The organism is Sphingomonas soli NBRC 100801, assembly GCF_001591025.1.
Classification (GTDB): domain Bacteria; phylum Pseudomonadota; class Alphaproteobacteria; order Sphingomonadales; family Sphingomonadaceae; genus Sphingomonas; species Sphingomonas soli.
Window position 1 is genome coordinate 1 of record NZ_BCTZ01000019.1, and the last position, 25,585, is coordinate 25,585.

The 25,585-nt window shown below is 65.2% G+C and carries 25 protein-coding genes; 11 read left to right on the forward strand and 14 right to left on the reverse strand.

Features of this window, described 5'->3' with window-relative positions; genetic code table 11:
- Positions 1-83: 83 nt before the first annotated feature.
- From SSO01S_RS14190 to miaB, 3 genes are all read right to left on the reverse strand, one after another.
- On the reverse strand, positions 84-1,091 hold the full coding sequence (locus tag SSO01S_RS14190; RefSeq protein ID WP_066799949.1) for a PhoH family protein: 1,008 nt from the start codon (positions 1,089-1,091) through the stop codon (positions 84-86).
- 231 nt (positions 1,092-1,322) lie between these two features.
- Complete coding sequence (locus SSO01S_RS14195) at positions 1,323-3,182, reverse strand: M61 family metallopeptidase (protein ID WP_066799952.1); 1,860 nt, start codon at positions 3,180-3,182, stop codon at positions 1,323-1,325.
- 222 nt (positions 3,183-3,404) lie between these two features.
- A complete protein-coding gene (miaB, locus tag SSO01S_RS14200) occupies positions 3,405-4,709 on the reverse strand; it encodes a tRNA (N6-isopentenyl adenosine(37)-C2)-methylthiotransferase MiaB (protein ID WP_083943112.1) in 1,305 nt (434 codons plus the stop codon).
- 100 nt (positions 4,710-4,809) lie between these two features.
- Between miaB and SSO01S_RS14205 the strand changes: the two genes are divergently transcribed.
- Positions 4,810-5,121 (forward strand): GIY-YIG nuclease family protein, encoded by a 312-nt coding sequence (locus SSO01S_RS14205; RefSeq protein WP_066799954.1) that lies wholly within the window; start codon positions 4,810-4,812, stop codon positions 5,119-5,121.
- 54 nt (positions 5,122-5,175) lie between these two features.
- Here the strand turns inward: SSO01S_RS14205 and SSO01S_RS14210 are convergent, their stop codons facing one another.
- A complete protein-coding gene (locus SSO01S_RS14210) occupies positions 5,176-6,051 on the reverse strand; it encodes a lysophospholipid acyltransferase family protein (protein WP_066799957.1) in 876 nt (291 codons plus the stop codon).
- A gap of 95 nt (positions 6,052-6,146) precedes the next feature.
- Here SSO01S_RS14210 and SSO01S_RS14215 point away from each other — a divergent pair, with 95 nt between their 5' ends.
- Entirely contained in the window at positions 6,147-6,908 is a 762-nt protein-coding gene (locus tag SSO01S_RS14215) for an energy transducer TonB (RefSeq protein WP_169798364.1), read from the forward strand.
- A gap of 10 nt (positions 6,909-6,918) precedes the next feature.
- Here the strand turns inward: SSO01S_RS14215 and SSO01S_RS14220 are convergent, their stop codons facing one another.
- From SSO01S_RS14220 to SSO01S_RS14245, 6 genes are all read right to left on the reverse strand, one after another.
- On the reverse strand, positions 6,919-7,341 hold the full coding sequence (locus SSO01S_RS14220; protein WP_066799962.1) for a Fur family transcriptional regulator: 423 nt from the start codon (positions 7,339-7,341) through the stop codon (positions 6,919-6,921).
- Between the two features lie 113 nt (positions 7,342-7,454).
- Positions 7,455-7,868 (reverse strand): Ros/MucR family transcriptional regulator, encoded by a 414-nt coding sequence (locus SSO01S_RS14225; RefSeq protein WP_066799965.1) that lies wholly within the window; start codon positions 7,866-7,868, stop codon positions 7,455-7,457.
- 124 nt (positions 7,869-7,992) lie between these two features.
- Entirely contained in the window at positions 7,993-8,469 is a 477-nt protein-coding gene (gene rimI / locus SSO01S_RS14230) for a ribosomal protein S18-alanine N-acetyltransferase (RefSeq protein ID WP_066799969.1), read from the reverse strand.
- Positions 8,466-9,098, reverse strand: coding sequence for a tRNA (adenosine(37)-N6)-threonylcarbamoyltransferase complex dimerization subunit type 1 TsaB (gene tsaB / locus SSO01S_RS14235; RefSeq protein WP_066799972.1), 633 nt, complete (start codon positions 9,096-9,098; stop codon positions 8,466-8,468). Before tsaB ends, rimI begins: the two co-directional genes overlap by 4 nt.
- A 4-nt stretch (positions 9,099-9,102) precedes the next feature.
- Positions 9,103-9,696: a malonic semialdehyde reductase gene (locus SSO01S_RS14240; protein WP_066799975.1), complete on the reverse strand. Its 594-nt coding sequence runs from the start codon at positions 9,694-9,696 to the stop codon at positions 9,103-9,105.
- Positions 9,696-10,268 (reverse strand): NifU family protein, encoded by a 573-nt coding sequence (locus tag SSO01S_RS14245; RefSeq protein ID WP_066800203.1) that lies wholly within the window; start codon positions 10,266-10,268, stop codon positions 9,696-9,698. Before SSO01S_RS14245 ends, SSO01S_RS14240 begins: the two co-directional genes overlap by 1 nt.
- Positions 10,269-10,448: 180 nt before the next feature.
- Here SSO01S_RS14245 and SSO01S_RS14250 point away from each other — a divergent pair, with 180 nt between their 5' ends.
- Positions 10,449-13,364, forward strand: a complete 2,916-nt coding sequence (locus SSO01S_RS14250) for a M16 family metallopeptidase (RefSeq protein ID WP_066799978.1) — start codon at positions 10,449-10,451, stop codon at positions 13,362-13,364.
- A gap of 475 nt (positions 13,365-13,839) precedes the next feature.
- Here the strand turns inward: SSO01S_RS14250 and SSO01S_RS14255 are convergent, their stop codons facing one another.
- From SSO01S_RS14255 to SSO01S_RS14265, 3 genes are read right to left on the reverse strand one after another with little or no spacing between them, the layout of a single operon-like run.
- Positions 13,840-15,624: an AMP-dependent synthetase/ligase gene (locus SSO01S_RS14255; protein WP_066799981.1), complete on the reverse strand. Its 1,785-nt coding sequence runs from the start codon at positions 15,622-15,624 to the stop codon at positions 13,840-13,842.
- Between the two features lie 41 nt (positions 15,625-15,665).
- The gene (ggt, locus tag SSO01S_RS14260; protein WP_083943116.1) at positions 15,666-17,381 is read right to left on the reverse strand and encodes a gamma-glutamyltransferase; all 1,716 of its coding nucleotides are present in this window, start codon (positions 17,379-17,381) and stop codon (positions 15,666-15,668) included.
- A 45-nt stretch (positions 17,382-17,426) separates the two neighbouring features.
- A complete protein-coding gene (locus tag SSO01S_RS14265) occupies positions 17,427-18,404 on the reverse strand; it encodes a quinone-dependent dihydroorotate dehydrogenase (RefSeq protein ID WP_066800209.1) in 978 nt (325 codons plus the stop codon).
- 184 nt (positions 18,405-18,588) lie between these two features.
- Between SSO01S_RS14265 and SSO01S_RS14270 the strand changes: the two genes are divergently transcribed.
- The 8 genes from SSO01S_RS14270 (at position 18,589) to SSO01S_RS14305 (ending at position 25,092) form a co-directional block, all read left to right on the forward strand.
- Entirely contained in the window at positions 18,589-19,023 is a 435-nt protein-coding gene (locus tag SSO01S_RS14270; protein ID WP_066799984.1) for an RrF2 family transcriptional regulator, read from the forward strand.
- Positions 19,023-20,504, forward strand: coding sequence for a Fe-S cluster assembly protein SufB (gene sufB, locus SSO01S_RS14275; RefSeq protein ID WP_066799987.1), 1,482 nt, complete (start codon positions 19,023-19,025; stop codon positions 20,502-20,504). The genes SSO01S_RS14270 and sufB overlap by 1 nt, the downstream gene beginning before the upstream one ends.
- Complete coding sequence (locus tag SSO01S_RS14280; RefSeq protein WP_066799990.1) at positions 20,501-21,037, forward strand: hypothetical protein; 537 nt, start codon at positions 20,501-20,503, stop codon at positions 21,035-21,037. Before sufB ends, SSO01S_RS14280 begins: the two co-directional genes overlap by 4 nt.
- A gap of 64 nt (positions 21,038-21,101) precedes the next feature.
- A complete protein-coding gene (gene sufC / locus SSO01S_RS14285; RefSeq protein WP_066799993.1) occupies positions 21,102-21,842 on the forward strand; it encodes a Fe-S cluster assembly ATPase SufC in 741 nt (246 codons plus the stop codon).
- A 154-nt stretch (positions 21,843-21,996) separates the two neighbouring features.
- Positions 21,997-23,082 carry a SufB/SufD family protein gene (locus tag SSO01S_RS14290; protein ID WP_066799996.1) on the forward strand — a complete coding sequence of 362 codons (1,086 nt, stop codon included), beginning with the start codon at positions 21,997-21,999 and terminating at the stop codon, positions 23,080-23,082.
- Positions 23,079-24,290, forward strand: coding sequence for a cysteine desulfurase (locus tag SSO01S_RS14295; protein ID WP_066799999.1), 1,212 nt, complete (start codon positions 23,079-23,081; stop codon positions 24,288-24,290). The genes SSO01S_RS14290 and SSO01S_RS14295 overlap by 4 nt, the downstream gene beginning before the upstream one ends.
- Entirely contained in the window at positions 24,287-24,745 is a 459-nt protein-coding gene (locus SSO01S_RS14300) for an SUF system Fe-S cluster assembly protein (RefSeq protein WP_066800003.1), read from the forward strand. The genes SSO01S_RS14295 and SSO01S_RS14300 overlap by 4 nt, the downstream gene beginning before the upstream one ends.
- Entirely contained in the window at positions 24,745-25,092 is a 348-nt protein-coding gene (locus SSO01S_RS14305; protein ID WP_066800007.1) for a HesB/IscA family protein, read from the forward strand. The genes SSO01S_RS14300 and SSO01S_RS14305 overlap by 1 nt, the downstream gene beginning before the upstream one ends.
- Here SSO01S_RS14305 and SSO01S_RS14310 read toward each other — a convergent pair.
- Positions 25,089-25,583 (reverse strand): CAP domain-containing protein, encoded by a 495-nt coding sequence (locus SSO01S_RS14310; protein ID WP_066800010.1) that lies wholly within the window; start codon positions 25,581-25,583, stop codon positions 25,089-25,091. The genes SSO01S_RS14305 and SSO01S_RS14310 overlap by 4 nt on opposite strands.
- Positions 25,584-25,585 lie beyond the last annotated feature (2 nt).

Consider the following 25,585-nt stretch of genomic DNA (forward strand, 5'->3'; position numbering starts at 1 on the left):
TTGCCTCCAGCGATACCGTCTGGGGCTGGCCCCCTCCTCCGCTTCGCGGTCCCCCTCCCCCTCCGGGGGAGGATTGCGTGTGGCTACGCATTGGCGCCCTCATAGGCATGGACGATGCGACCGACGATCGGGTGGCGCACGACGTCCTGCGTGGAGAAGCGCACCGTGGAGATGCCTTCGATCCCCTCCAGCTTGCTGACCGCGTCGTTGAGGCCCGAGGCGGCGGGGCCACCGGGCAGATCGGTCTGGTTGGGATCGCCGCAGATCACCATCCGGCTGTTCTGGCCGAAGCGCGTCAGGAACATCTTCATCTGTGCGGGCGTGGTGTTCTGCGCCTCGTCGAGGATGACGAAGGCATCGGCGAGCGTGCGGCCGCGCATGAAGGCGATCGGCGCGATCTCGATCTCGCCCGATGCGATGCGCCGCTCGACCTGTTCGGCGGGAAGGCAATCATAGAGCGCGTCGTAGATCGGGCGGAGATAGGGATCGACCTTCTCCTTCATGTCGCCTGGCAGGAAGCCGAGCCGCTCCCCGGCCTCGACCGCGGGGCGCGAGAGTATCAGGCGCTGGACGCTGCCGGTGATGAGCTGGGCGACGGCCTGCGCCACCGCGAGATAGGTCTTGCCGGTGCCCGCCGGCCCCAATGCGAAGATCATGTCGTTCGACACCAGCTCGCGCATATAATGCGCCTGGGTTAGCGAGCGCGGCACGATCGTCTTCTTGCGGGTGCGGATCATGATGCCGGGGGGGGCATTGCCATTCGCCACCTCGGCCTTGACGATGCCGGTGAACATCGGCTCGCTCGACATGGCGATCACCGCCTCGATCAGCCCGGTATCGATCTCCTCGCCCCGGATCACGCGGCTGTGCAGTTCCTGCAGCACTTCGCGGGCGTGCGCGACCGCCTCTGCCGAGCCTTCGATCTGCACCTTCTGGCCGCGGGCATGGATATAGACGCCGAGCCGCTCTTCGAGTGCGAGGAGGTTGCTGTCGAACTCCCCGAACAATTGCGGCAGGAGCTGGGGCTTGTCGAACGTCACCTCGGTACGGGAGCGATCCCCGGACTGGGCCTGGACAGGCTTGCGGCTCATGCGATCCTTTCGGGTTTGCGGTGCGAAGCGCGCGCGCGGGCCATCTGGGCGTAACCGGAAGCGAAGCGGGTGGTTCCGTGGCGCATGTGCGATGTGCAGATTGGCAGAGCGAATCTCAACAGGACAGCGAATTCGGCGGACGCCGCGCAAAAGCTGTGGAGTGAGGATTTCGGGGCACAGCGATCGGTAGCGCCAATTCCTCCCCCTCCGGGAGGGGGAGGAATGGGAAGCTCAGTCCCGCGTCAGCCAGGCGCGGCGGAAGGCGAGCTGTTCCGGCGTCGGCGTGCCGCCCGCCTTTTCGAGCGTGGTGAGCGAGAAGCGCGGATCGACGACCGGCGTGATCGTCGCGGTGCCCGGCCCGGCGCGCGTCCTGAACGCGATCGAGACCGGCTGGCCGGGCTTCAGCGCCTTGACCGCCGCGCGCCAGTCCGCCGCGTTCGCGACCGCCTTGTTGTCGATCGAGACGATCGTGTCGCCGCGATCGAGCCCGGCGGCATAGATCGGGCTGCCCGGATAGGGGATTTCCTTGAGCGTGACCGAGCCGCTGCTGTCGCCCTCGACATTGTTTGTGCCGATCCATACGGTGTCCGGATTGGCCTGACGCCAGACCAGGCCGGCCTGTGCCAGCAGCGGCGCGAAATCGGTGAGCTCGCTGCGCCGGACATGATCGTCGAAATAATGCTTCGCAAAGGCGCGGTCGCCGGTCAGTTCGGCGAGGCCCGCTTCAAGGTCGGCGGTGGTATAGGGCTTTGCCGGCGCATAATTGCGCTGCGCGGCACCGTTCCGCTTCCACATATGGCGCATATAGGCGTCGAGATCGGTGCCGAAGCTCTGGCGGAGCTTGAGATCGAGCAGCAGCCCGAGCACCGCGCCATAGGGATAATAGGACGTGAAGATCCGCTCATTGACCGGATCGATCGAGGTGGCGGCATCGACATATTGCGCGCGGAGACTCATCTCCTGCGGCGAGCCGTAGCGGCGGCCCGAATTGTTGACGATATGATCGAGCGTTCCGCCGAGCTGCGCGAGGAACGCGTCGAGCGAGGATTCGCCCGCGCGGTGGATCGCCAGCGGCCCGTAATATTGGGTGAAGCCTTCCGCGAACCACAAGGACGGGGTGGGATCGGCCTGGGTGAAATCGAAAGGCTCGAGCTCGGCCGGGCGCAGGCGCTCGACATTCCAGGCATGGATGAATTCATGGCTGAGCGTGCCGAGCTGGGAGAATTTGCCCTCGGCCAGCGAGCGCGGCTGGCTGATGATCGTCGAGTTGCGATGCTCCATGCCGTCACCGCTGATCTGCGGGACATAATCGGCAATGAAGGTGTAGGTGCCGAAATCGAATTCGGGCGCGGTGCCCCAGATGCGGATCTGCTCGGCGACGACCTTCTTGGCCTTTTCGGCAAAGGTGTCGACGTCCGCCGCAGTGTCGGCGCTGTGGACGGCGAGGCGGATCGTCTGGGTCCTGCCGCCCGAATTGACCGTCCATTCGCGCAACTGGAAGTCCGAAAGCTCGGTCGGGCTGTCGAGCAGATATTGGAGGTGCGGCGCCCAGAAGATGGTGTTGCTGCCCGCGACCGGGGCAAGCTGGGTCGCGATCTTCCATTTGGGATCGGCCGCGCGGAAAGTGACGCGGATCGGCCGCTCGTCATAGCCCTTCGCCCAGATCAGCGTGGCCGGCATGTTGAGATGCGCGTGGGTCTGATCGATCTGCGCATAGGTGCCGTCGCCGCGATCGCCGTAGAGCGTGTAGGAGAAGGTGACGCTGCCGTCATGGTTCGCGACGCGCCAGACATTGGGCTCGGTGCGATCGATCGCGAGCGCGCGGCCCGCGCCGTCCCTGGCCGAGACCGCATAGACGTTCTTGGCATATTCATGGACCGCGTACCGGCCAGGCGACGAGCGCGCCATGCTGAACTCGACCGGGCCGGGCTTCAGCTTGCGGTAGGTGACGGCGATGTTCGCTTCGCGGTGCGCGGCATTGTCGAAGCTCAGCTCGTAGGAGACCGGGGCGTCGGGGCCGGGATCGCGCGCCTGCTGGGCATGCGCGGTGGTGGCGAGGAGAAGGCACGAAAGCGTCAGAAATCGGCGCATTAAAACATCCCTTTGCGTTTGGCAGGAATGTGGAGGAGCGGGCGAGGGCTGTCCAGACGTGGTCAGTCGGTTGCGTGGGCCGGGACAAGGTGAATGGGTTGGGATTGACCCGCCCTGCTTATCGTCATCCCCGCGAAAGCGGGGATCCAAAGCGGCAAGCGGGCCGCCTGTAACCCTGGGTCCCCGCTTTCGCGGGGATGACGGCCAAATTGGGGGAGAGACTCAGATCGCGACGCCCGCCAGGGAATTGGGATCGGCGCGCACGATCTCGACCTCGACCAGATCGCCGATCGCGGCATCGGTCATCAGGTGTACCGATTGCAGCCAGGGAGACTTGCCGAGCATCTGGCCGGGAAGCTTGCCCTTGCGCTCGATCAGCACCTGGCAGGTCTTGCCGAGGGTCGCGGCGTTGAACGCGGCCTGATCGCGGTTGAGCGCCGCCTGGAGCCGCTGGAGGCGGTCGTCCATAACTTCGCCGGGGATGAAACCGTCGGTCATATCCGCCGCCGGGGTGCCTGGACGCGGCGAATATTTGAAGCTGAAACACTGCGCGTAGCCGACCGCATCGACCAGGCTTAGCGTCTCGGCGAACTCGGCCTCGGTCTCATGCGGGAAGCCGACGATGAAGTCGCCTGACAGCGCGATATCGGGGCGCGCGGCGCGGACGCGATCGAGGATCTTGAGATAGGAATCGCGCGTGTGGCTGCGGTTCATCGCCTTGAGCACGCGGTCACTGCCGGCCTGCACCGGCAGGTGCAGGAAAGGCATCAGCTTCTCGACCTCGGCATGGGCGCGAATGAGGCCGTCGCGCATGTCGTTGGGATGGCTGGTGGTATAACGGATGCGGGCGAGATCGGGGATCTTGTCGAGCGCGGCGATCAGGCCGTGCAGCCCGGTGCCTGCTTCGTCGTCCCACGCATTGACGTTCTGCCCCAGCAGCGTGATCTCGCGCGCGCCGGCATCGACCAGCGCCTTGGCTTCGTCGACGATCGCATCGAACGGCCGGCTGACTTCGGCACCGCGGGTATAGGGCACGACGCAATAGGTGCAGAATTTGTCGCAGCCTTCCTGGACGGTGAGGAACGCGCCGGGCGCGACCCTTCGGCGGGCGGGCAGCGCGCCGAACTTGCTGGCGAGCGGCATATCGGTGTCGAGCGCGGATTCGCCGCGCGCCGCCTTGCTGACCAGTTCGGGCAGATTGTGATAGGCCTGCGGGCCGACCACCACGTCGACCTTGGCGCGGCGGACGATCTCCTCGCCCTCGGCCTGGGCGACGCAGCCGGCGACGGCGATCATCGGATCGTTGCCGTGTTTGCGCAGGCGGCCGATGTCCGAATAGACCTTTTCGGTCGCCTTTTCGCGGATATGGCAGGTGTTTAGCACGACGAGGTCGGCGGCATTGGCATCGTCGGTTGCGGTCATGCCCTGAGCGGCCATCAGCTCGGCCATGCGCTCGCCGTCATAGACGTTCATCTGGCAGCCGAACGACTTGACGTGGAAGGTCTTGGGTTTGTGCGGGGCGTTCATGATGGCGGGCCTATAGCGGCGAAGCCTCGTTTAGTCAGCGCTATTGAGTCACTGTCATGCTGAACTTGTTTCAGCATCCAAGGCGCAGCAGCATCCGGCGATGCCGAGAGACCGCAACCCGTGCGTCTATATCCTCGCGAGCGCGCCGCGCGGTACGGTCTATATCGGGGTGACGTCCGATCTGCCGGGGCGGCTTTATCAGCACCGGCACGGCGTGACGGAGGGCTTTGCCACGCGCTGCAGGGTGCACCGTCTCGTCTATTTCGAAATGGCTGAAACCATGGATGCGGCGATCGCGCGCGAGAAGCAGCTCAAGCGCTGGCATCGCGACTGGAAGCTCAACCTGATCGAGCGGCAGAATCCGGAATGGAACGATCTGGCGCCGGTGCTCGGGATAGCCGAGAGACTGTAGCCCGGTTGCACGTTGGATGCTGAAACAAGTCCAGCATGACGAAGTGCGGGCGGGTCAGGAGGCGGCGGGGCTGTCTTCGCGGACGGCATAGCGGACGGGGGCGACGTCGAAGCGGAAGGGGCGGAGCGGTTTGCCCAGCGCTTCGAGCAGGGCCTCCTCGATCAGCCGGCGGCTTTCGGCGGCGATGGCCTTGCGGCCGGGGAAATCGGCGGGGAGGAAGGGTTCGAGATAGTGGATGCTCAGCTTGAAGCTGCCCTTGCGCGCGAGGATCCGCTTGGCGTTGGTCAGGCCGCTTTCGTCGCCGATCCAGCCAATTTCTTCGGCGACCGCACCGTAATCGAGAAATACCGGCTGGACCATTACGCCGGGGGGCGGGGGTTCGAGCACACGGAGCATTGGTGTCTTGAAGGGCAGCAGCGACTGGCCATCGGTCGTCGTCCCTTCGGGGAAGATCGTGACCGCCCAATTGTCTTCGAGCGCGAGGCGCAGATCGTTGATCTGTTCGGCAACGCCCAGCCGGTTCTCGCGCTTTACATAGACCGTGCGGTTGAGGTTCGCGAGCCAGCCGACGAGCGGCGCCTTGGCCAGCTCCGCCTTGGCGATGAAGGCCGTTCCACTCGCGCCGCCCAGCGCCAGGATATCGATCCAGCTCAGATGATTGGCGACGTAGAACACGTCGCGGCGCAGCGGCACGCCGATCTTTTCCACGCGCGCGCCGACGATGCGGCCAACATTGCCGAGAAACCAGCGCGGCCAGGGCGATGGCAGGCGCAACAGACGCCAAAGATAGTGCATCGGCACATGCGTGGTGATCAGCAGCACAAGCAGGAAGATCCGGCCCGACAGGCGCAGTCGCTCGCGCAAGTTCAGCGTGATCGGCATGCCGCGAGCGGCATCTTGACGCATGCGGTCGGCGCGATTGTCATTCATGGCACTATTCAAGCGGTGCGGCCCCCGCAAGGCAAGTACTCTTGACGATGCCACGGTGGCGCTGCACCGTCCAAAGCAAATTCGGGGAGGGAATGATGCGGATGCTCTTGGTCGTGCTGGCATTGTTCGGAGCGGGGGCGGCGTTGACGATCGCGTCTCCCGCCAAGGCTCAGGAGCAGAATGCGTGCACGACCGAAGAGCGCGGCGTAGAGCGAACACGGACGCGTCATTATCGCGTCACCACGCAAATCGCCGACTTTCGCAATATCTGTTCTTATCCGATAAAATTCTACTATTGCTTCAGCCCCGCGACCACGCCGTGCACCAACGCCGCGCAATATCTGGTCCGGAACTTGGTGCCGGGCCAGGAGACTCGCGTTCATAACGACACCGGCGTGTCGGCTTATCTGCACGTCAAGCAGTGCCGGGCAAACGAGCAATTGGTGAACGAGCGGAGCATCATCACCGGCGCGACTTGGCTCGAATGCTCAAGCTCGACCGGGGCTCCAGTGGTCGATACCAGCGCGGCATTTACGGGCATGGGCGACACCCCCGATTTTGCACTCCCTGAAGTAAAGATGCGTCCCGGACCTCCCCCGATCGGGCTCAACGATTACCCGGCGGACATGGTCCGGATCGGCGCGGAAGGGCGCACCACCGTGGCGCTCGCCGTCAATGAGGCGGGGCGCGCCACCGGCTGCAAGGTTATCAGGTCCAGCGGGTTTGGTTCGTTCGATCGGGCAACCTGCCGGGCGCTGATGCTGCGGGGGCGCTTCTTCCCCGCGATCGATGCCGCGGGAAATCCGGTGCGCGGTGTCTACAAGGAATTTAACATGGCTTGGGCCAAGGGAGGCTGAACGCGAAGCGTCAGTTCTTCCGGTCCAGAGCGACGCCGTACAATTCCATCCGATGATCGACGAGGCGGAAGCCCAGCCGCTCGGCAATCTGCTTCTGGAGCAGCTCCAATTCCGGATCGACGAATTCGATGACCTTGCCGGTCTCGACGTCGATCAGGTGATCGTGATGGGCTTCGGGTGCGGGCTCGTAGCGTGCTCGGCCGTCGCCGAAATCGTGGCGGTCGAGGATGCCTGCCTCCTCGAACAGGCGCACGGTGCGATAGACCGTGGCGATCGAGATCCCGGGATCAATTGCGGATGCGCGCTCATAGACCTTTTCGACGTCGGGATGGTCCTCGGCATCGGAAAGCACGCGGGCGATCACCTTGCGCTGTTCGGTGATGCGCAGGCCCTTCTCATGGCAAAGGGCTTCCAGGTCGATCTTGCGTGGCATTGCGATGATGTAGCCATATTGGTCAGCAGGGGGAAGGGCGGTTGAACGCAAAACGCCGACCCGGGCTATCGCCCTGGCCGGCGCTTGAAGTCGCTCCCGAGAGGGAGGGGCAGTTACCGCTTGCGGCGCTTGGTGCCCAGGCCGATCTTCTTCGCCAGGGTGCGGCGCTGCTCGGCATAGTTGGGGGCGACCATCGGATAGTCGGCGGGCAGGTTCCACTTGGCGCGATACTGATCAGGGGTCATCTGATAATGCGTCATCAGGTGGCGCTTCAGCATCTTGAGCTTCTTGCCATCTTCCAGGCAGACGATGAAATCGGGCTTTACCGACGAGCGGATCGATACGGCGGGCTCCTGCTTCACTTCCGGCTCGGCGGGCGCGGTGCCCAGAGCGGAAAGCGCGCCATGAACGTTCTGGATCAGTACCGGCAGATCAGAAACAGCAACACTGTTGTTGCTGACATGAGCCGCAACGATGTCAGCCGTGAGCGTGACAAGCGTCTCCTGAATGTCCGACATGGTATCCATTGTTTTCCTTTCGACCGTACGAGGCGGGTACATTCCACCCTTCGCCGGGCCGTATCGGTCCATTTTGGTCATAAGGCAAGCGCTTAACCTTGCTGTGTGCCAAAATTCCCTGAATAGATTGGAATCAATTCAGTTTTCTAGCGTAGGTATGCGCATCAAATAGCTGGCCAGATTTTCCGCGATAGTAATTGGTCCGCTCGCCAACTTTGGCGAAACCTTCACGGTTGTAGAGCTTTGCGGCGCTGTTTCCAGCGCGAACCTCCAGGAAAATCTGCGCAGCGCCGCGGGCGCGCGCCTCTTCTATCACGGCGCGCAGCAGCGCACCGCCAACGCCGCGGCGGCGCGCGCCGGGGCGGGTGGCAAGCAATAGCAATTCGGCTTCGTCCGCGACCAGGCGCGTAAGGGCGAAGCCGATGTCCTTGCCGTCAAGGCTGGCAATGACCATCCAGACGCCCGGGAGCGAAAGCATCCCCATGCATTGCGCGCTGGTCCATGCCTCGCCGAAGCGCGGTTCGAACGCATCCTGCATGATTTGCACGATCTGTGGCAGGTCATGGACCCCGCCTTCGCGCAACTCGCGCTGGTGAAGGACGCCGCTCATGCGAGGCCGCGTTCCGCCAGTGTCTTCGCATCCGGCGCGCGGCCATAGATGGGACTGGCGGGGAGCGCAGCGAAAGCAGGCGGCAGCGAAACAGCGTCGGCCGCATCGGGCCAAGCCTCGGCCAGTGCGGAAGAAGGCGCGATCTGCGCGAGGCGGCGAACGCCGCTGCCGATTGCGGGAAGCCCATCCAGTAATTCGATCGCGGCGGATGGCGTCAGCGATCGAAGCGGCGTGTCCGTGCCGAACGGAGATGCATGGAATATCTGCATAAACACCTCACCGTGCCCCCCTTCGAGCACCACGGCAAGGCGCGCGAGGGCGGGATCGCGGGCAAAGGCTGTGGCCGCGAGCAGGGCGAGCGAAGAATAGCCCTGCACGGGAACGCCGCGTCCGATCCCCAGCCCGATCGCGGCGGCAAGCCCCACCCGCACTCCGGTGAAACTGCCGGGACCCACGTCCACGAGGATTCCGTCCGCCCTGCCTTCGCCCGGCAACGCGGCGATCATCGGTATCAGCCGCTCGGCATGGCCGCGCTCGACGATTTCATGCGCGTTGGCAATCACGCGTCCGCTCTCGATCAGCGCGACCGAGCAGGCGGCAGTCGCCGTTTCGATGACGAGCGTGCGCAACGGTTCAGATGACGCGGTTGAAGCGCTCGAACTCGGGGCGGGGGAGCCGCTCAAAGATGGTGCTGGGGTCGGCATGCCCGATCGTCGAAATGAAGTTGGACCGGACACTGGGCTGGTCCGCGAAAAAGGCTTCGTCAACCTTGGCGTTGTCGAAGCCCGACATCGGGCCGGTATCGAAGCCCAGCGCGCGCGCCGCGATGATGAAATAGGCACCCTGGAGCGACGAATTGCGGAAGGCATGAGTGTAGCGCGTGGCTTCGTCGCCGAACCAGTCCTTGGCGCCAGGTGCGTGCGGGAAGAGCCAGGGAAGCTCTTCGTTGAAATTCAGGTCCATGCCGATGATCACCGCGGCAGGCGCCTTGCGGATCTTCTCGCCATTGGTGCCGCTCGACAGCGCGGCCAGCTTCTCCTTGCCTTCCTGGCTGGTAATCCAGACGAAGCGGGCGGGGTGCTGATTGGCCGAGGTCGGGCCCATCTTGAGGAGGTCGTAGATCGCGCGGATATCGGCTTCGCTTACCGGGTGGTCGGTGTAGCCGTTGGCGGTGCGGGCAGTGCGGAACAGGCGATCGAGCGCCTCATCATCAAGCGGGGTTGCCATTATACGGCCCTTACTTCGGTTACTTCGGGAACATAGTGTTTGAGCAGCTGCTCGATGCCATTTTTGAGGGTCGCGGAGGAGGAGGGGCAGCCCGAGCAGGCGCCCTGCATCTGGAGGTAGACCTTCCCCTGATCGAAGCCGCGATAGACGATATCGCCGCCGTCATTGGCGACGGCCGGACGCACGCGCGTCTCGATCAGCTCCTTGATCTGCGCGACGATCTCCGCATCTTCGGGATTGTCGCCGAAATCCTGATCCTCGGCGGGCACGCTGAACCCGGCCGACGGCGCGCGGAACAAGGGCATGTTCGCACTGAAATGATCGAGCAGGATGCCCAGCACATCGGGCTTCAGGTCGCGCCACTCAACGCCAGGCGCGGCGGTGACCGAGATGAAGTCGCGGCCGAAGAACACGCCGGTCACGTCGCCCAGGCCGAACAGCGCCTCGGCCAGCGGCGAAGCCTCGGCCTCTTCGGGCGTGGCGAAGTCGCGCGTGCCCGAATCCATCACGGCACGGCCCGGCAGGAATTTCAGCGTCGCCGGATTGGGTGTGGGTTCTGTCTCGATCAGCATGAGCGGCATGTGGCGCTTGGGAGCGCGCGGATCAAGCGGCGCGGCGGAAACGAAAGGTTGCCGGGAAAATAGCTGACGGCGACATGCGATCGGGGTGAAGCTGCCGCGGTCCGCTCGCCGTACACCTGCCGGAAAGGTGCGCGCTGGCATGGCGACGTGATCCCCTTTAGATGAGGCCGCATGCCCCCTATCAAGCGCTTGCCGCATTTCGCCCTTCTGGCCCTTGTAACGCTCGCCGCGCCGGTCGCCCTTCAGGCGCAGACCGCGCCGCAGGCTTCGGCGCAGTCGGCCCCCCGGCCGGTCCAGACGGCGGACGATCCCTGGCTCTACAAGGGCAGTGACCTCGTCCACGATCCCGAGTGGAAATTCGGACGGCTCCCCAACGGGGTGCGCTATGCGGTGCGCAAGAATGGCGTGCCCCCGGGCCAGGTATCGGTGCGCGTCAGGGTCGATGCCGGATCGCTGATGGAACAGGATAGCGAGCGCGGCTTCGCGCATCTGCTCGAGCATCTGTCGTTCCGCGGATCGATCCATGTGCCCGATGGCGAATCGAAGCGGATATGGCAGCGTTACGGCGTCACCTTCGGTTCGGATTCGAACGCGACGACGACCTTCACCGCGACAACCTACAAGCTCGATCTGCCCAGCGCGACGAGCGACAAGCTCGACGAGAGCATGAAGATCCTGTCCGGCATGATGACCGGTCCGGCGATCACGCCGGAAGCGCTCACCGCCGAGCGGCCGGTGGTCCTCGCCGAGCAGCGCGAGCAGCCGGGCCCGCAGGTTCGCTTGCAGGACGCGCAGCTCGACCTGATCTTCGCGGGCCAGCCGCTGGCGCAGCGCGCGCCGATCGGCACGGTCGAGACGCTGACCGGCGCGACCGCCGAAGCGGTGAAGGCGTTCCACGACCGCTGGTACCGCCCCGAACGCGCCACCGTGGTGGTGATCGGCGACATGGATCCCGCGATCCTCGAGCAACTCGTAACCAAGCATTTCTCTGCTTGGCAGGGCAACGGTCCTGCCCCGGCGACGCCCGATTTCGGCCAGCCCAGCGCCGGGCACCCCGTGGCGGCGAGCATCGTCGAGCCCGCCATCCCGCCGATGGTGATGATGACGACCGTACGCCCCTGGACGGTCTTTGCCGATACGGTGATCTTCAACCAGAAGCGGATGATCGATCTGGTCGCGATCCGCATCATCAACCGCAGGCTGGAAACGCGCGCGCGCTCGGGCGGCACTTTCCTGGCGGCAGGCGCGGACCTTTCGGATATCGCGCGATCGGCCAACGTGACCACGATGCAGGTATTGCCCGCCGGCGACGATTGGGAAGCGGCGCTGCGCGACGTGCGCGCGGTGATCGCCGATGCGCAGGAAACCCCGCCGACCCAGGCCGAGATCGATCGCGAGCTTGCCGAGATCGACGCCGCGATGAAGCAGCGGATCAATACCGCTCCGGTGGAGGCGGGATCCAAGATCGCCGAGGATCTGATCGAAGCGGTGGACATCAACGAAACCGTGACCACGCCCGAGGGCAGCTACGACATCTTCAAGGGTGCGGTGGACGCGAAATTCTTCACGCCCGAAACCGTGCTCGCGGCTTCCAAGAAGGTGTTTGAAGGCACCGCGACACGCGCGCTGGTCAATATCCACGTGCCCGACGCGAAGGTGCTGACCAAGGTGACTGCGGCGCTTTCCGCCAATGTCGTCGCGGCGGGGAACCGCAAGTTCGTGGGCGATGTCAGCTTCGATGCGCTGCCGAAGCTTGGCGCGCCCGGCGTGGTCGCGCTGCGCCAGACGGTGCTGCCTTCCGCGCAGATCGATCAGGTGACCTATTCCAACGGGGTCAAGCTGCTGATGCGGCAGGATCAGGGCGAGACCGGCAAGGTCTATGTTCGCGTGCGTTTCGGTGGGGGGTTGAAGGCGCTGCCCGCCGATCGCCAGTCCCCGGCATGGGCCGGTGAGCCTGCGCTGATGGCGAGCGGCATCGGCACCTATGGCCAGGAAGAGCTCGACGCGCTGACCGGCCGCCGTCAGATCGGAATGGACTTCTCGATCGCCGACGACGCTTTCGTGCTCAGCGCGCAGACCACCAAGGAGGATCTGGCCGATCAGCTCAAGCTGTTCGCCACCAAGCTCGCCGCGCCCGGCTGGGACCCCAATCCGGTTGTCCGGGCGCGTGCCGGGGTGCTGTCGGGCTATGCCGGCCTGTCTTCATCGCCCGACGCCGTGGTCTCGCGCGATCTGGAATCACTGCTCCATTCGGGCGATCCGCGCTGGGGCACCCCGCCGCGTGCGACGGTCGAGGCGATCACGCCGCAATCCTTCCGCAAGCTGTGGGAGCCGCTGCTCGCCAGCGGGCCGATCGAGATTTCGATCTTTGGCGACATGGATGCGAACGTGACCGTCGATGCCGTCGCGGCCACCTTTGGCGCGCTGGCGCCGCGGCCCGCCGCCGCCAGCGCCGGGCCGCCCGCCAAATTCCCGGCGCATGTCGCGAAGCCGGTAATCCGCACGCATACCGGCAAGCAGGATCAGGCCGCGGCCGTGATCGCCTGGCCCACGGGCGGCGGCAGCGCGGGCATCACCGAGAGCCGCAAGCTCGACGTGCTCGCCGCGATCTTCCGCGACCGGCTGATGGACCAGCTTCGCAGCCAGGCGGGGATCAGCTATTCGCCCGCCGTGGTGAGCGACTGGCCGGTCGGGATGCCGGGCGGCGGCAAGCTGCTCGCGCTGGGCATGGTGCCGCCGGACAAGACCGATTTCTTCTTCAAGCTGTCTCGCGGGATCGCCGCGGATCTGGTCGCCAAGCCCGTGGAGGCGGACGAGCTTGACCGGGCGCTGACGCCGATCAAGCAGCTGCTGATCCGCCAATCGAGCGGCAACATGTTCTGGATGCGCCTCGTCGAGGGCGGCACGCGCGATCCGGCGCGGATCGAAGCGGTGAACACGCTGGCGCAGGACATCGCGATGACCACGCCAGAAGAGCTTCAGAAGCTCGCCGCCAAATATCTGGTGCCGAGCAAGGACTGGACGATGGCTGTGGTGCCGGAGAAGAAGGCGCCCGCGCCGGCAAAGAAGGCGGCGGCCAAGAAGTGATCCATTGACTCTCCGCGGCTGGCGACGGCTAGGGCGTGAGACCATAAACGACCGCTTTCGGCAGTAGGGCTGAACGGCCGACTATGGGTGGAAAGCGGGCACACCCCACGTCGACACCCGTCATCCCGGACTTGTTCCGGGACCCACCTGGCGGCACTCGATGGACAAGAGGCTCCAGCCTAAACACCCGCGGCTTGGTGGGCCCCGGAACAGGTCCGGGGTGACAAGGATTCAGGATCCGCAGTTCCTCCCCCGCGAGGGAAAGGAACGAGGGAGCGGTCTGGCAGCTTTTCAGCTCCAGCCGCGCGAGCTGTCTGGAACGCGCTGACGGTACGTAAGGAAGAAGCGGGACCCCGGGGCAAGCCCGGGGTGACGAAGAGAGGGGAACAGGAGGGTACGGAAGTCTGCAATGGGTCGCTAGCCGACAGGCTGCTTTAAGAAGTCTACGCCTGTTCTGGCATGGGCCCTGCTGACCTCAATACAGCGCGTCCAGCCGCTCCCCATAAGCTTGCTTCAACACATGCCTGCGGATCTTCAGGCTCGGCGTTAGCTGCTCGTTCTCGATCGTGAACGGGCCGTCGGCGATGATGAACTTGCGGACGCGCTCGATTACCGAGAGCTCCTTGTTTACCCGCTCGACCGCCGCGCCCAGGGCCGCCTTGTAATCGGGATCGTGCGCCAGCTCCTTGAAGTCACACTTCGTTCCCGACTTCGCGCACCATTCCTGCGTCCATTCGGGATCGGGCACGATCACCGCGGTCATATAGGGGCGCTTGTCACCCGCGATCATCGCCTGGACGATCTCGGGCTGGAGGGTCAGCATCCCCTCCACCTTTTGCGGCGCGACATTGTCGCCCTTGTCGTTGACGATGATGTCCTTCTTGCGATCGGTGATCTGGATGCGTCCCTTTTCGTCGATCAGGCCGATGTCGCCGGTGTGGAGCCAGCCGTCTTTCAGGACTCGCGCGGTTTCTTCCTCATTGCGCCAGTAACCGTGCATGACGAGCTCGCCGCGCACCAATATCTCCCCGTCTTCCGCGATCCTCACCTCGACGCCGTCCAGCGGCGGGCCGACCGTATCCATCTTGAGGCCCGCGCGCGGTCGGTTGCACGAGATGACCGGCGCGGCCTCGGTCTGCCCATAGCCCTGAAGGAAGGTGAGCCCCAGCGATGCGAAGAAATTGCCGACTTCGGGATTTAGTGGCGCGCCGCCCGAGACCATCGCCTTGATCCGCCCGCCAAACTTCTTGGCCAGCTTTGGCCGCAGCGTCGCGCCCAGGAACAGGTCCATCGGGCGATCATGGAGCGGGATGCTGCCCTTGGCTGCCTTGTTGCCGATGGTGACCGCGCGATCGAGCAGATAGTTGGCGAACTTGCCCTGCTTCTCCACCTGCTTGACGATGCGCGTGCGCAGCACTTCGAACAGACGGGGGACGACGACCATCAGCGTCGGGCGCACCTCCTCGATATTCGAGGCAAGCTTCTCCAGCCCTTCGGAATAATAGATTTCGGCGCCGAGCCCGATCGGGAAGAATTGCCCGCCGGTATGCTCATAGGCATGGCTCAAGGGCAGGAAGCTGAGGAACACTTCGTCGCCCCAGCCGAAATCCTCCGAAATGACCGAACAGCACCCCTCCACATTGTGCAGGATCGCGCCGTGATGCTGCATCACCCCGCGCGGGCTTCCGCCCGTGCCGCTGGTGTAGATGATGCAGGCGGTATCCTCACGCGCGAAGGTGGCGCGCGCGGCGGCTTCGCTGGCGGGCGTATCGTGCTTCGCGATCAGATCGTGCCAGTCGTGAAATTCCAGCGCGCCCTGCTGTCCGATACGCACTTCATCGATGCCGATGATCATCCGGGCAGAGGAAGCGCGGATCGCGGCGGGCAGCAGCGTCTTGGCGAGCTTGGTGGTCGAGACCACGATCGCGCAGGCGCCCGAGTTCTCGATGATGTGCTGGTGATCGCGCTCGGTATTGGTGGTGTAGGTCGGCACGGTGATGCAGCCCGCCGCCATGATCGCGAGATCGGTGATGCAGAATTCGGGACGGTTCTCGCTGACCAGCATGACGCGGTCGCCGCGCTTCAGGCCGAGCGCGGTGAAGGCCGAGGCCAGGCTGGCGACCTGTCGCGCCGCCTCTGCCCAGCTCGTCGGGCGCCAGGCGCCCTCCGACTTGTGCCACAGGAACGGCTTGTCGCCCTTTTCGCGGGCGCGCGCGAAGAACATCGCGACCAGATTTTCAAAGCGTTCGAGCTTTCGCATTGTCATCCCTCTCCCCGATGCGCCGCTTTGGCGGCGTCACCTCATTCCGCAGGGCGGTTGGGCTGCGCGCCCGCCCGCACGATTTCCTTCATCCGTCCATCCTGATGCATCACCGCGCCTTCGCTGCGCGGATCGGCGGCACCGTCCCACTTGCCCTGCACGCGCTCGATCGCGTTGGCCTTGAGCCCCAGCGCGCCCGATTCGACCTTTTCGCCAAGCGCCCTGAGCGCGGGGATCATCGCATCGAGCTGCGTGCCCTTCTCCGCGGTCGCGACCGGCCCGGGCGCATAGAGCAGCCCCAGCGCCACGGCGTCCTGCGCGGACAATTTCCAGTCGATCACGCCGATCAGCGCCTTCGCCACCTGCGCGATGATCGTCGATCCGCCCGCCGCGCCGATCGCGATGCGGACCTTGCCATCCGGCCCATAGACGATCGTCGGCGCCATCGAGCTGCGGGGGCGCTTGCCGCCCTCCACCCGATTGGCGACGAGATAGCCGTCCTTCTCCGGCACGATATCGAAATCGGTGAGCTCGTTGTTGAGCAGGATGCCGTCCATCGACAGGCCCGACCCGAACGAGCTCTCGATCGTGGTGGTCACCTGTGCCACGTTGCCGCTGGCATCCGCCACGCTGAGCGAGGTCGTACCGGGCACTTCGGTGTCGGGCGCGGGCAGGCGGGGCGGCGCGCCGCGCGGCTTGCCGGCGGTGACGCTGGTCATCGTGCCCTTGGGATCGATCAGGGCGGAGCGGCCGGCCAGATACTTCCTGTCCAGCAGGCCCTTGACCGGGACCGACACGTAATCGGGATCGCCGACATACAGATTGCGATCGGCGTAAGCGAGCCGCGAGCTTTCGGCGAACAGGTGCCAGGCGGTGGGCGAATCCTTGCCGAGCGCCGCCAGATCGAAGCGCTCAAGCTGCTTGAGGATCATCAGCACCGCGATACCGCCCGACGAAGGGGGACCCATCGAACAGATCTTGTGGCGGCGATATTTGCCGCAAAGCACCGGACGCTCGCGTGCCTCATAGGCGGCCAGATCGCTGGCGGTCATGTGCGAGGGGTTGCGCGCCGCGCCGTTGACGGTGGCGACGAGCTTCTCGGCCTGGGGCCCGACATAGAAGCTGTCCGGCCCGGACTTGGCGATCCGCTCGAACAGCGCCGCCTGCTCCGGGTTGCGCACATGCGCACCGATTGCCAGCGGCGTTCCTTCGGGCGAGAAGATCGCGCGGACGCCCTGATCGACATGGCTGCCGAAGCGGGTGAGCGCGTTGTTGAGCCGGGGCGAAACCTCGAAGCCGTCGCGCGCTAGCCGGATCGCGGGTTCGAACAGGGCGGCCCAGGGCAGCTTCCCGCCACGGCGATGCGCAGCGGCCATGGCCCGGATCGTGCCCGGCACGCCCACGCTGCGCCCGCCGGGGACCGCCTGGAAAATGCTCAGCGGCTTGCCATCGGCATCGTAGAACCAGCGCGAGGTTGCCGCCGCCGGGGCCTTTTCGCGCCCGTCGATCGTGGTCGTCCGCCGGGCCTTTGCGTCATATTGCACGAAGAATGCGCCGCCGCCGATCCCTGCGCTTTGCGGCTCGACGACGTTGAGCGCCAGCATGGTCGCGATGGCGGCATCGGTGGCGCTTCCGCCCTTGCCGAGGATTTCGACGCCCGCCGCCGCAGCCCGGGGGTCCGCGGCGCTGACGATACCCTGCGCAAAGGCGCTGAGCGGGAGCAGTAGAACGACGAGATACGCGGCCAGCTTCTTCATCGGGCTAGCCGTAGCGGGGTTTGATGGCGCGGCAAAGCCGCTACGTCAGCGAAGCGCGCGGGCGATCTCGCGCGCCAGGCCCGGCCCCTTGAAGACGAGCGCGGAATAAATCTGCACCATCGCCGCGCCCGCATCCACGCGCCGCCTTGCTTCGTCGCCGCTGTCGATCCCCCCCGCCGATATCAGCGGAAGCGCGCCGCCGGACGCCTCGCGCGCCTCGATCAGCTTGGCCATCGCCAGCGCGCGCAGCGGCTTGCCCGAAAGGCCGCCGGCCTCACCCGCATAGCGCGACTCGAGCGGCGGACGCGAGATCGTGGTGTTCGACACGATGAGCGCGTCGATGCGGTTGTCGATAGCGGCGCGGACCGCGCCTTCGATACCCGCACGGTCGAGATCGGGCGCGATCTTGAGGAACAATGGCGTGCCCGCGCGCGCAGCGTCTGCGGCCGCCAGCAGTTCGTCGAGCGCGGGGCGCGATTGCAGATCGCGCAGGCCGGGCGTGTTCGGCGAGCTAACGTTGATCGTGATATAGTCCGCATGCGGCGCGGCCTTGGCGACCCCAAGCGCATAGTCCGCGACGCGATCGTCGCTGTCCTTGTTCGCGCCGACATTGATGCCCAGCACGCCCGCGCGCTTCTTCAGCGCCGCGATGCGGGCAAGTGCCGCGTCCACGCCGCCATTGTTGAAACCCATGCGGTTGATCACCGCTTCGTCTTCGGTAAGCCGGAACAGGCGCGGCTTCGGGTTGCCGGGCTGTGCGCGCGGGGTGAGCGTGCCGACCTCAACCGCACCGAAACCGAGCGCGAACAGCCCGGCGATCGCTTCCGCGTCCTTGTCGAAGCCCGCGGCCAACCCGACCCGATTGGGGAATTTGATTCCGGCGATCGCTACGCCCTGCGAATTTTCGACCACGCCGCCAAACGGCGTGCCCAGCGATCCCCAGAGCGCGAGGCTGCGGACGGCGGCGCGGTGGGCGCGTTCGGGGTCGAGCGCGAATAAGGCGGAGCTGAGGGTACGGGCCATGCCAGCGCCTTTCGCACCCGCATCACCGTCCGTCAAAACGTGGTTGTGAAATCCGCTCCGGGTCGCTTTGGGCAACCGGCTCCACTTTCTTCCCGAACATTTCCCCGAAAAGGTTGACCTGAGAGGGCGAGACGCCCATTTGGCAATCGGATTAAATTGATCTGATTGAGAGTCGTTCGCAATAATGCGCCTGTCCAGCCTGGCCGACTATGCCGTCGTGATGATGTCTGCCGCCGCGAGGCACTGTGGAAGCATTCGCCTCAACGCGACCTTGCTCGCCGATGAGACGGGGCTGCCGCTGCCCACGGTGCAGAAACTGGTGAGCAAGCTTTCCGGCGCGGGCCTGATCGAATCGACGCGCGGCACGGGCGGCGGCTTTCGCCTGTCGCGCCCGCCGGCCGCGATCAGCCTGGCCGATATCGTCGAGGCGATCGAAGGCCCCATCGCGATGACCTCCTGCGTCGATACAGGCAAGCATGATTGCGCCGTCGAAGGGAGCTGCCGCGTGAAGCCGCATATGGGCACCGTCAATGGTGCCGTCCGTGGCGCGCTCGCCGGTGTAACCCTCGCCCAACTTTCCGCGCAGGCGCCTGTGCCGGCCGTGGCGGAGCACGCGTGATGACCACCGAAACCGACACCAAGGCGCGGAATGCCGAGGCACTCGCCGCCGCGAACAAGAAATATGAGTGGGGCTTCAGCTCGGACATCGAGCAGGAGTTCGCGCCCAAGGGGCTGAGCGAGGACACTGTCCGCTTCATCTCGGCCAAGAAGAACGAGCCCGAATGGATGCTCGAATACCGGCTCAAGGCGTTTCGCACCTGGCAGACGATGGAGTTGCCCGAATGGGCCAAGCTGGCGATCCCAGAGATCGATTACCAGGACGCCTATTATTATGCCGAGCCCAAGCAGAAGAAGGCGCTCGGCAGCCTCGACGAGGTCGATCCCGAAATCCTACGCGTCTATGAGAAGCTGGGCATCCCGATCGAGGAGCAGAAGATGCTCGCGGGCGTCGAGGGCGCGCGCAAGGTTGCGGTCGATGCGGTGTTCGACAGCGTCTCGGTCGCGACCACCTTCCGCGCCGAACTCGAAGCGGCAGGCGTCATCTTCCGTTCGATCAGCGAAGCGATCCGCGAATATCCCGATCTCGTCCGCAAATGGCTGGGCAAGGTCGTGCCCGTCCGCGACAATTTCTTCTCGGCGCTGAACGCGGCGGTCTTCTCCGACGGTACGTTCGTTTACGTTCCTGAGGGCGTGCGCTGCCCGATGGAACTCAGCACCTATTTCCGCATCAATGCCGAGAATACCGGCCAGTTCGAGCGGACTTTGATCGTCGCCGACAAGGGCAGCTATGTCTCGTATCTCGAAGGCTGCACAGCGCCGATGCGCGACGAGAACCAGCTCCATGCCGCCGTGGTCGAGCTGGTCGCATTGGACGATGCCGAGATCAAATATTCGACCGTGCAGAACTGGTATCCCGGCGACGAGAACGGCAAGGGCGGCATCTTCAACTTCGTCACCAAGCGCGCATTGTGCGAGGGGAAGAACTCGAAGGTGAGCTGGACCCAGGTCGAGACCGGCAGCGCGATCACCTGGAAATATCCCAGCTGCGTGCTGAAGGGCGATGGATCGGTCGGCGAATTCTATTCGGTCGCGGTCACCAACGGCCATCAGCAGGCCGATACCGGCACCAAGATGCTCCATATCGGCAAGAACACCCGCTCGACGATCGTCTCCAAGGGGATTAGTGCGGGCAAGTCGAACAACACGTATCGGGGCCGCGTGCTGGTCAATGCCGGTGCCGAGAATGTCCGCAACTTCACCCAGTGCGACAGCCTGCTGCTCGGCGATCAGTGCGGCGCACATACCGTGCCGTATATCGAGGTGAAGAACCCCTCGGCGCAGATCGAGCATGAGGCGACGACCAGCAAGATCAGCGAAGACCAGATGTTCTACGCGATGCAGCGCGGGCTCGATTCCGAAGCGGCGGTCGCGCTGATCGTCAACGGCTTCGCGCGCGAAGTGCTCAAGCAGTTGCCGATGGAATTCGCGGTCGAAGCGCAGAAGCTGCTGGGGATCTCGCTTGAGGGGAGCGTGGGATGATCGTCCCCACACTCCTTCTCCTCGCCGCGCAGGACGTGCCCAAGGCTGCTGCCGCCGCGCCGCCGGTGGAGGACGACCAGTATGAAGATATCGTCGTCCAGGCGACCTATGGCACCACGACGATGCTGTTCGACAAGGGCGCGGACAACAAGCTGCGCAATTGCCGGATCATGATCTCCAGCGGCAGCCAGCGGCGCGATACCAATGCCTGTCAGGCGACGCCGGTCTGTTATGCGAAGACTGCCGACCAAGTTACCGATTGCGTCGAACTGACCGCGATCGAGCCCGCGATCGGGGCGGCGCGCAGCAACCTCGGCACCGGCGCGCCCGCGATCTTCGACATGCCCAAGCTGGTCCAGCCCAAGACCGCGCCTGCGCCAGGCACGCTGGGTCCGATCGCCGATCGCACGGAAGAGAATGACAAGCAGCGCGTCAAGCCGCTTCCGCCGCCACCGAGCGCGTCCACCAGCGGCTCGGTGGTGACGATGAAATTCGGTGACGGCACTGCAGCCAAGGAAGAGGCGCGGCCATGATGCGGCTGCGCGTAACACGGAACAGCCGGGCATGTGCCCCGGCCAGGAATTCGGAACCCAAGTGATGCTCAAGATCGACAATCTCCGCGCCGAAGTCGACGGCAAGGAAATCCTGCGCGGGCTCTCGCTCGCGGTGAATGCGGGTGAGATCCACGCGATCATGGGGCCGAACGGCGCGGGCAAGTCGACGCTCGGCTATGTGCTGGGCGGGCGGCCCGGCTATGCGCCGACCGGCGGCAGCGTACGCTTCGATGGTGTGGACCTGCTGGAGCTGGAGCCGCACGAGCGCGCAGCGGCGGGCCTGTTCCTTGGCTTCCAATATCCGGTCGAGATTCCGGGCGTGTCGAACGTCCAGTTCCTGCGCGAGGCGCTCAATGCGCAGCGGCGCGGGCGCGGCGAGGCGGCGCTGTCAGGCGGCGAGTTTTTGAAGCTGGCGCGTGCGCAGGCGGATGCGCTGGGGATGGACCAGGAAATGCTCAAGCGCCCGGTCAATGTCGGTTTCTCCGGCGGCGAGAAGAAGCGCAACGAGATGGTGCAGATGGGCATCATCGGGCCCAAGCTCGCTATCCTCGACGAAACCGATTCGGGGCTCGACATCGATGCGCTCAAGGCGGTTGGCGACGGTATCAACCGGATCATGCGCGCGCCGGACAAGGCCGTGATCCTGATCACCCATTATCAGCGCCTGCTTGATTACGTGCAGCCCGATTTCGTCCATGTGCTGGAGGCTGGCCGCATCACCCGCACCGGTGGCCCCGAACTCGCGCTCCAGCTCGAACGCGAAGGCTATGGGGTGGCGGCGTGACGAGTTCATTTCTTTTCCTCCCTCGCGAAGCGGGGGAGGGGGACCACGAAGTGGAGGAGGGGGCCTCGCTCCAGGCGATGCGTTCGCGGATAAGGCCCCTCCGTCAGCCCCGGATCGGGGCTGCCACCTCCCCCGCTGCGCGAGGGAGGAATTGATGGTCTCCACGCTTGAACTCCCGACCCCGCGCATGGAGGAGTGGCGCTGGGCCGACATGCAGGCGCTGCGTTCCGCCGCCGAGGCGGAACCGCGCGTCACCGGCTTAGACCCGGCAGACCTGTTCCTCGATTTGGACGGCCCGCGCCTCTGCTTCATCGATGGCGCGTTCGAACCCGCACACAGCCGCCCTGGAGCCGTGCAGGTAACGCGGCAGATCGTCAGCAGCACGCACCCTCTCGCCAGCCTGGCGGAGGGCGAGGGCTGGTCGCTCCACATCGAGCCCGAGCATGCGGTGACGGCGATCCAGATCGTCCATCTGGGTTCGGGCGGGGAAAGCCATGTGCCCGCGCGGATCGTGCTCGCCGAGGATGCAGTCGCTTCGCTGGTCGAGACCTATGCCGGCGTGGGCTGGGCGAACCGGCTGACCAGCATTTCGCTCGCGCGCGGCGCGCGGCTGATGCGTTCGGTGCGCCTGTTGCAGGACGAAGGCTTTGTTTCCGTCCGGGACGAGGCAGAGGTGGGCGAGGCTGCGAGCCTGGTTTCGATCTTCCTCGGCGCGGGCGGTATGGGCTCGCGCATCGATGGTGCGCTGACGCTTACGGGCAAGGGCGCGTTTGCCGAAATGGGCGGCGCGCTGCTTACGCGGGGTTCGCAGCGCCAGGAATGCGCGGTCGCGGTGCGGCACGAAGAGACCGACGGCAGCTCGCGCCAGATCTGGCGCGCGGTGGCGGCGGACAAATCGGTCGCGAGCCTCGCCGCCCGGGTCGAAGTCGCGCGCGGCGCGCAGAAAACCGATGGGGAGCAATCGCTGCGCGGCCTGCTGCTCGATCGCACCGCGACGGTGAACCTCAAGCCCGAGCTTGAGATCTTCGCCGATGACGTGAAGTGCGCGCATGGCGCGACGGTGGGCGAGCTCGACAAGAACGCGCTTTTCTATCTGGAGAGCCGCGGCATCGACAAGGCGCGTGCCACCGCGATGCTGACCCGCTCCTTCGTCGCCGATGCGCTGAGCCGGATCGGTGAGGATGCGGTGCGCGAAGCATTCGAGGCGGATGCGGACAAGTGGCTCGGGGGTACTCTGTGAGCCTCACCGAAGGCACCCGCGCGCTCGACGTGATCGCCGATTTCCCGGCGATCCCGGCGGGATGGGCGTATCTCGATACGGCGGCGACGTCGCAGAAGCCGAAGCCGGTGCTCGATGCGATCAACCGGGCCTATGGCGAGACCTATGCCACGGTCCATCGCGGCGTGTACCAGCGCTCGGCCGACATGACGCTCGCCTTCGAGGCTGCCCGCCAGCGCGTGGCGAAGTTCATCGGCGGTCAGGAGTGCGAAATCGTCTTCGTGCGCGGCGCGACCGAGGGGATCAACCTGGTCGCGCAGTGCTGGGCGGGCAACGAGCTCAAGGCGGGCGACCGCATCCTGCTCTCCACGCTCGAGCATCATTCCAATATAGTGCCGTGGCAGATGGTCGCGGAGAAGGTGTGCGCGGAGATCGACGTGGTGCCGCTCACCGCCGATCAGCGCGTGGATCTCGACGCTATGTCGGCGATGCTCACGCCCCGCCACAAAATGGTCGCGCTGGCGCATGTCTCGAACGTGCTCGGCTCGGTGCTCGATGCGAAGCGCGCCGCCGCGCTCGCGCATTCGGTGGGTGCCAAGATCCTGATCGATGGTTGCCAGGCGGTGCCGCGCATGCCCGTCAATGTCGCCGAGTTCGATTGCGACTTCTACGTCTTCTCCGGGCACAAGCTTTACGGGCCCACTGGGATCGGCGTGCTCTGGGGCCGCTATGAATTGCTCGACGCGATGCCGCCCTATCAGGGTGGCGGCTCGATGATCGACCGGGTGAGCTTTGCCGGTACCACCTATGCGCCGCCGCCCGGCCGGTTCGAGGCGGGGACGCCGCACATCACCGGGGTGCTCGGGCTGCATGCGGCGATCGACTATGTCGAAGGCATCGGCCTCGACCGCATCCATGCGCATGAAACGGCTTTGGTGCGTCGGGCGCGCGCTGCGCTGTCGAAGATCAACAGCGTGCAATTGTTCGGGCCGGACGATGCGGCGGGTATCGTCAGCTTCGCGGTGGAGGGGGTGCATCCCCATGACGTCGCCACCATATTGGATGAGGGCAATGTCGCGATCCGCGCGGGGCATCACTGCGCCCAGCCGCTGATGGACGCGTTGGGGGTGCCCGCGACGGCGCGGGCCAGCTTCGGCGTGTATAACGGCGCGGCGGACATTGACGCGCTGGTCAAGGGTATCGAACGAGTGACGAGGATTTTCGGGTGAGCGACAAGTTCGAAATCGAAGAAGTGGATGCGGTGGCTCCGCCGCCCAAGGCGCGCGTGGAAGACGTCGTCCAGACCTTTGAGCGAAAGAAGGATTATCTCGCGGGCTTCCTGGCGCAAAAGCCGCAGGCCGATCCCGCCGGTGCGCCCGGCGGCGAGGTCTATGAGGCGATCATCGCCGCATTGAAGGATATCTACGATCCGGAAATCCCGGTGAACATCTACGATCTCGGGCTGATCTACGGCGTCGAGGTGACCGATGACGGCCATGCTGCCGTGACGATGTCGCTGACCACGCCGCACTGCCCCGTCGCTGAATCCATGCCCGCCGAGGTCGAGCTGCGCGTCGGCTCGGTCCCCGGCGTCGGCCATGCCGAAGTCAATCTCGTCTGGGATCCGCCATGGGATCCGCAGAAGATGAGCGACGACGCCAAGCTTGAACTGGGGATGCTGTGATGGCGGTTCGTGAACGCCCCGCCGCGCTCAACCTGACGCCCAGCGCCGAGGCGCGCATCGCCGAACTTATGGCGAAGGCGCCGGAGGATTCGATCGGCGTGAAGCTCTCGACGCCACGCCGCGGTTGCTCGGGGCTGGCCTATTCGGTGGATTATGTGACCGAAGCCAAGGCGTTTGACGAGAAGATCGAGACGCCGGGCGGCACGCTCTATGTCGATGGCGGCTCGATCCTCTATCTGATCGGCTCGACGATGGATTGGGTGGAAGACGATTTCGCCGCGGGCTTCGTGTTCAACAATCCCAACGCCAAGGGCGCCTGCGGCTGCGGCGAGAGCTTTACCGTTTAATAGGCCTTGCGCCCGCTGATATTGCCCGGCGGGGAATATCGGCACACCAGATATTCGAAGTCGCGGCCGACAGCCGTCGCGCAGCCAACCTGCGTGGTGGTCGACCACACCAGCTGCGTGTAATGCCCGACATCGCCCCAATTGCCCGAGGAGCTGTTCTTCGGCGACGGCGCGTCGACATAATAGCGCTTCTCGGCCACCCAGGCTCCAGCCATCTGCGCATAGCTATAGGCGCCCGGGGTTCCGGCCCATAGATTCTCGCCGAATTCGGTGCGCGCGTGCTCGAACTTGTTGTTCGCCGCCATCCATGCGGCATGCGCCTTCGCACCCTCGGCCAGCGTGTCGCTCCAGGTCAGCGGCGCGACGCGCACCTCGGCGCGGGCGGCATTATGGACGGCGAGCATTTGTGCCTTGAGTTCGGCGTCCCCGCGCGTCTGCGCGAAGGCGGGATGGGCGATGAAAAGCGCGGCGCAGGCCAGAAATCTCAGCATGG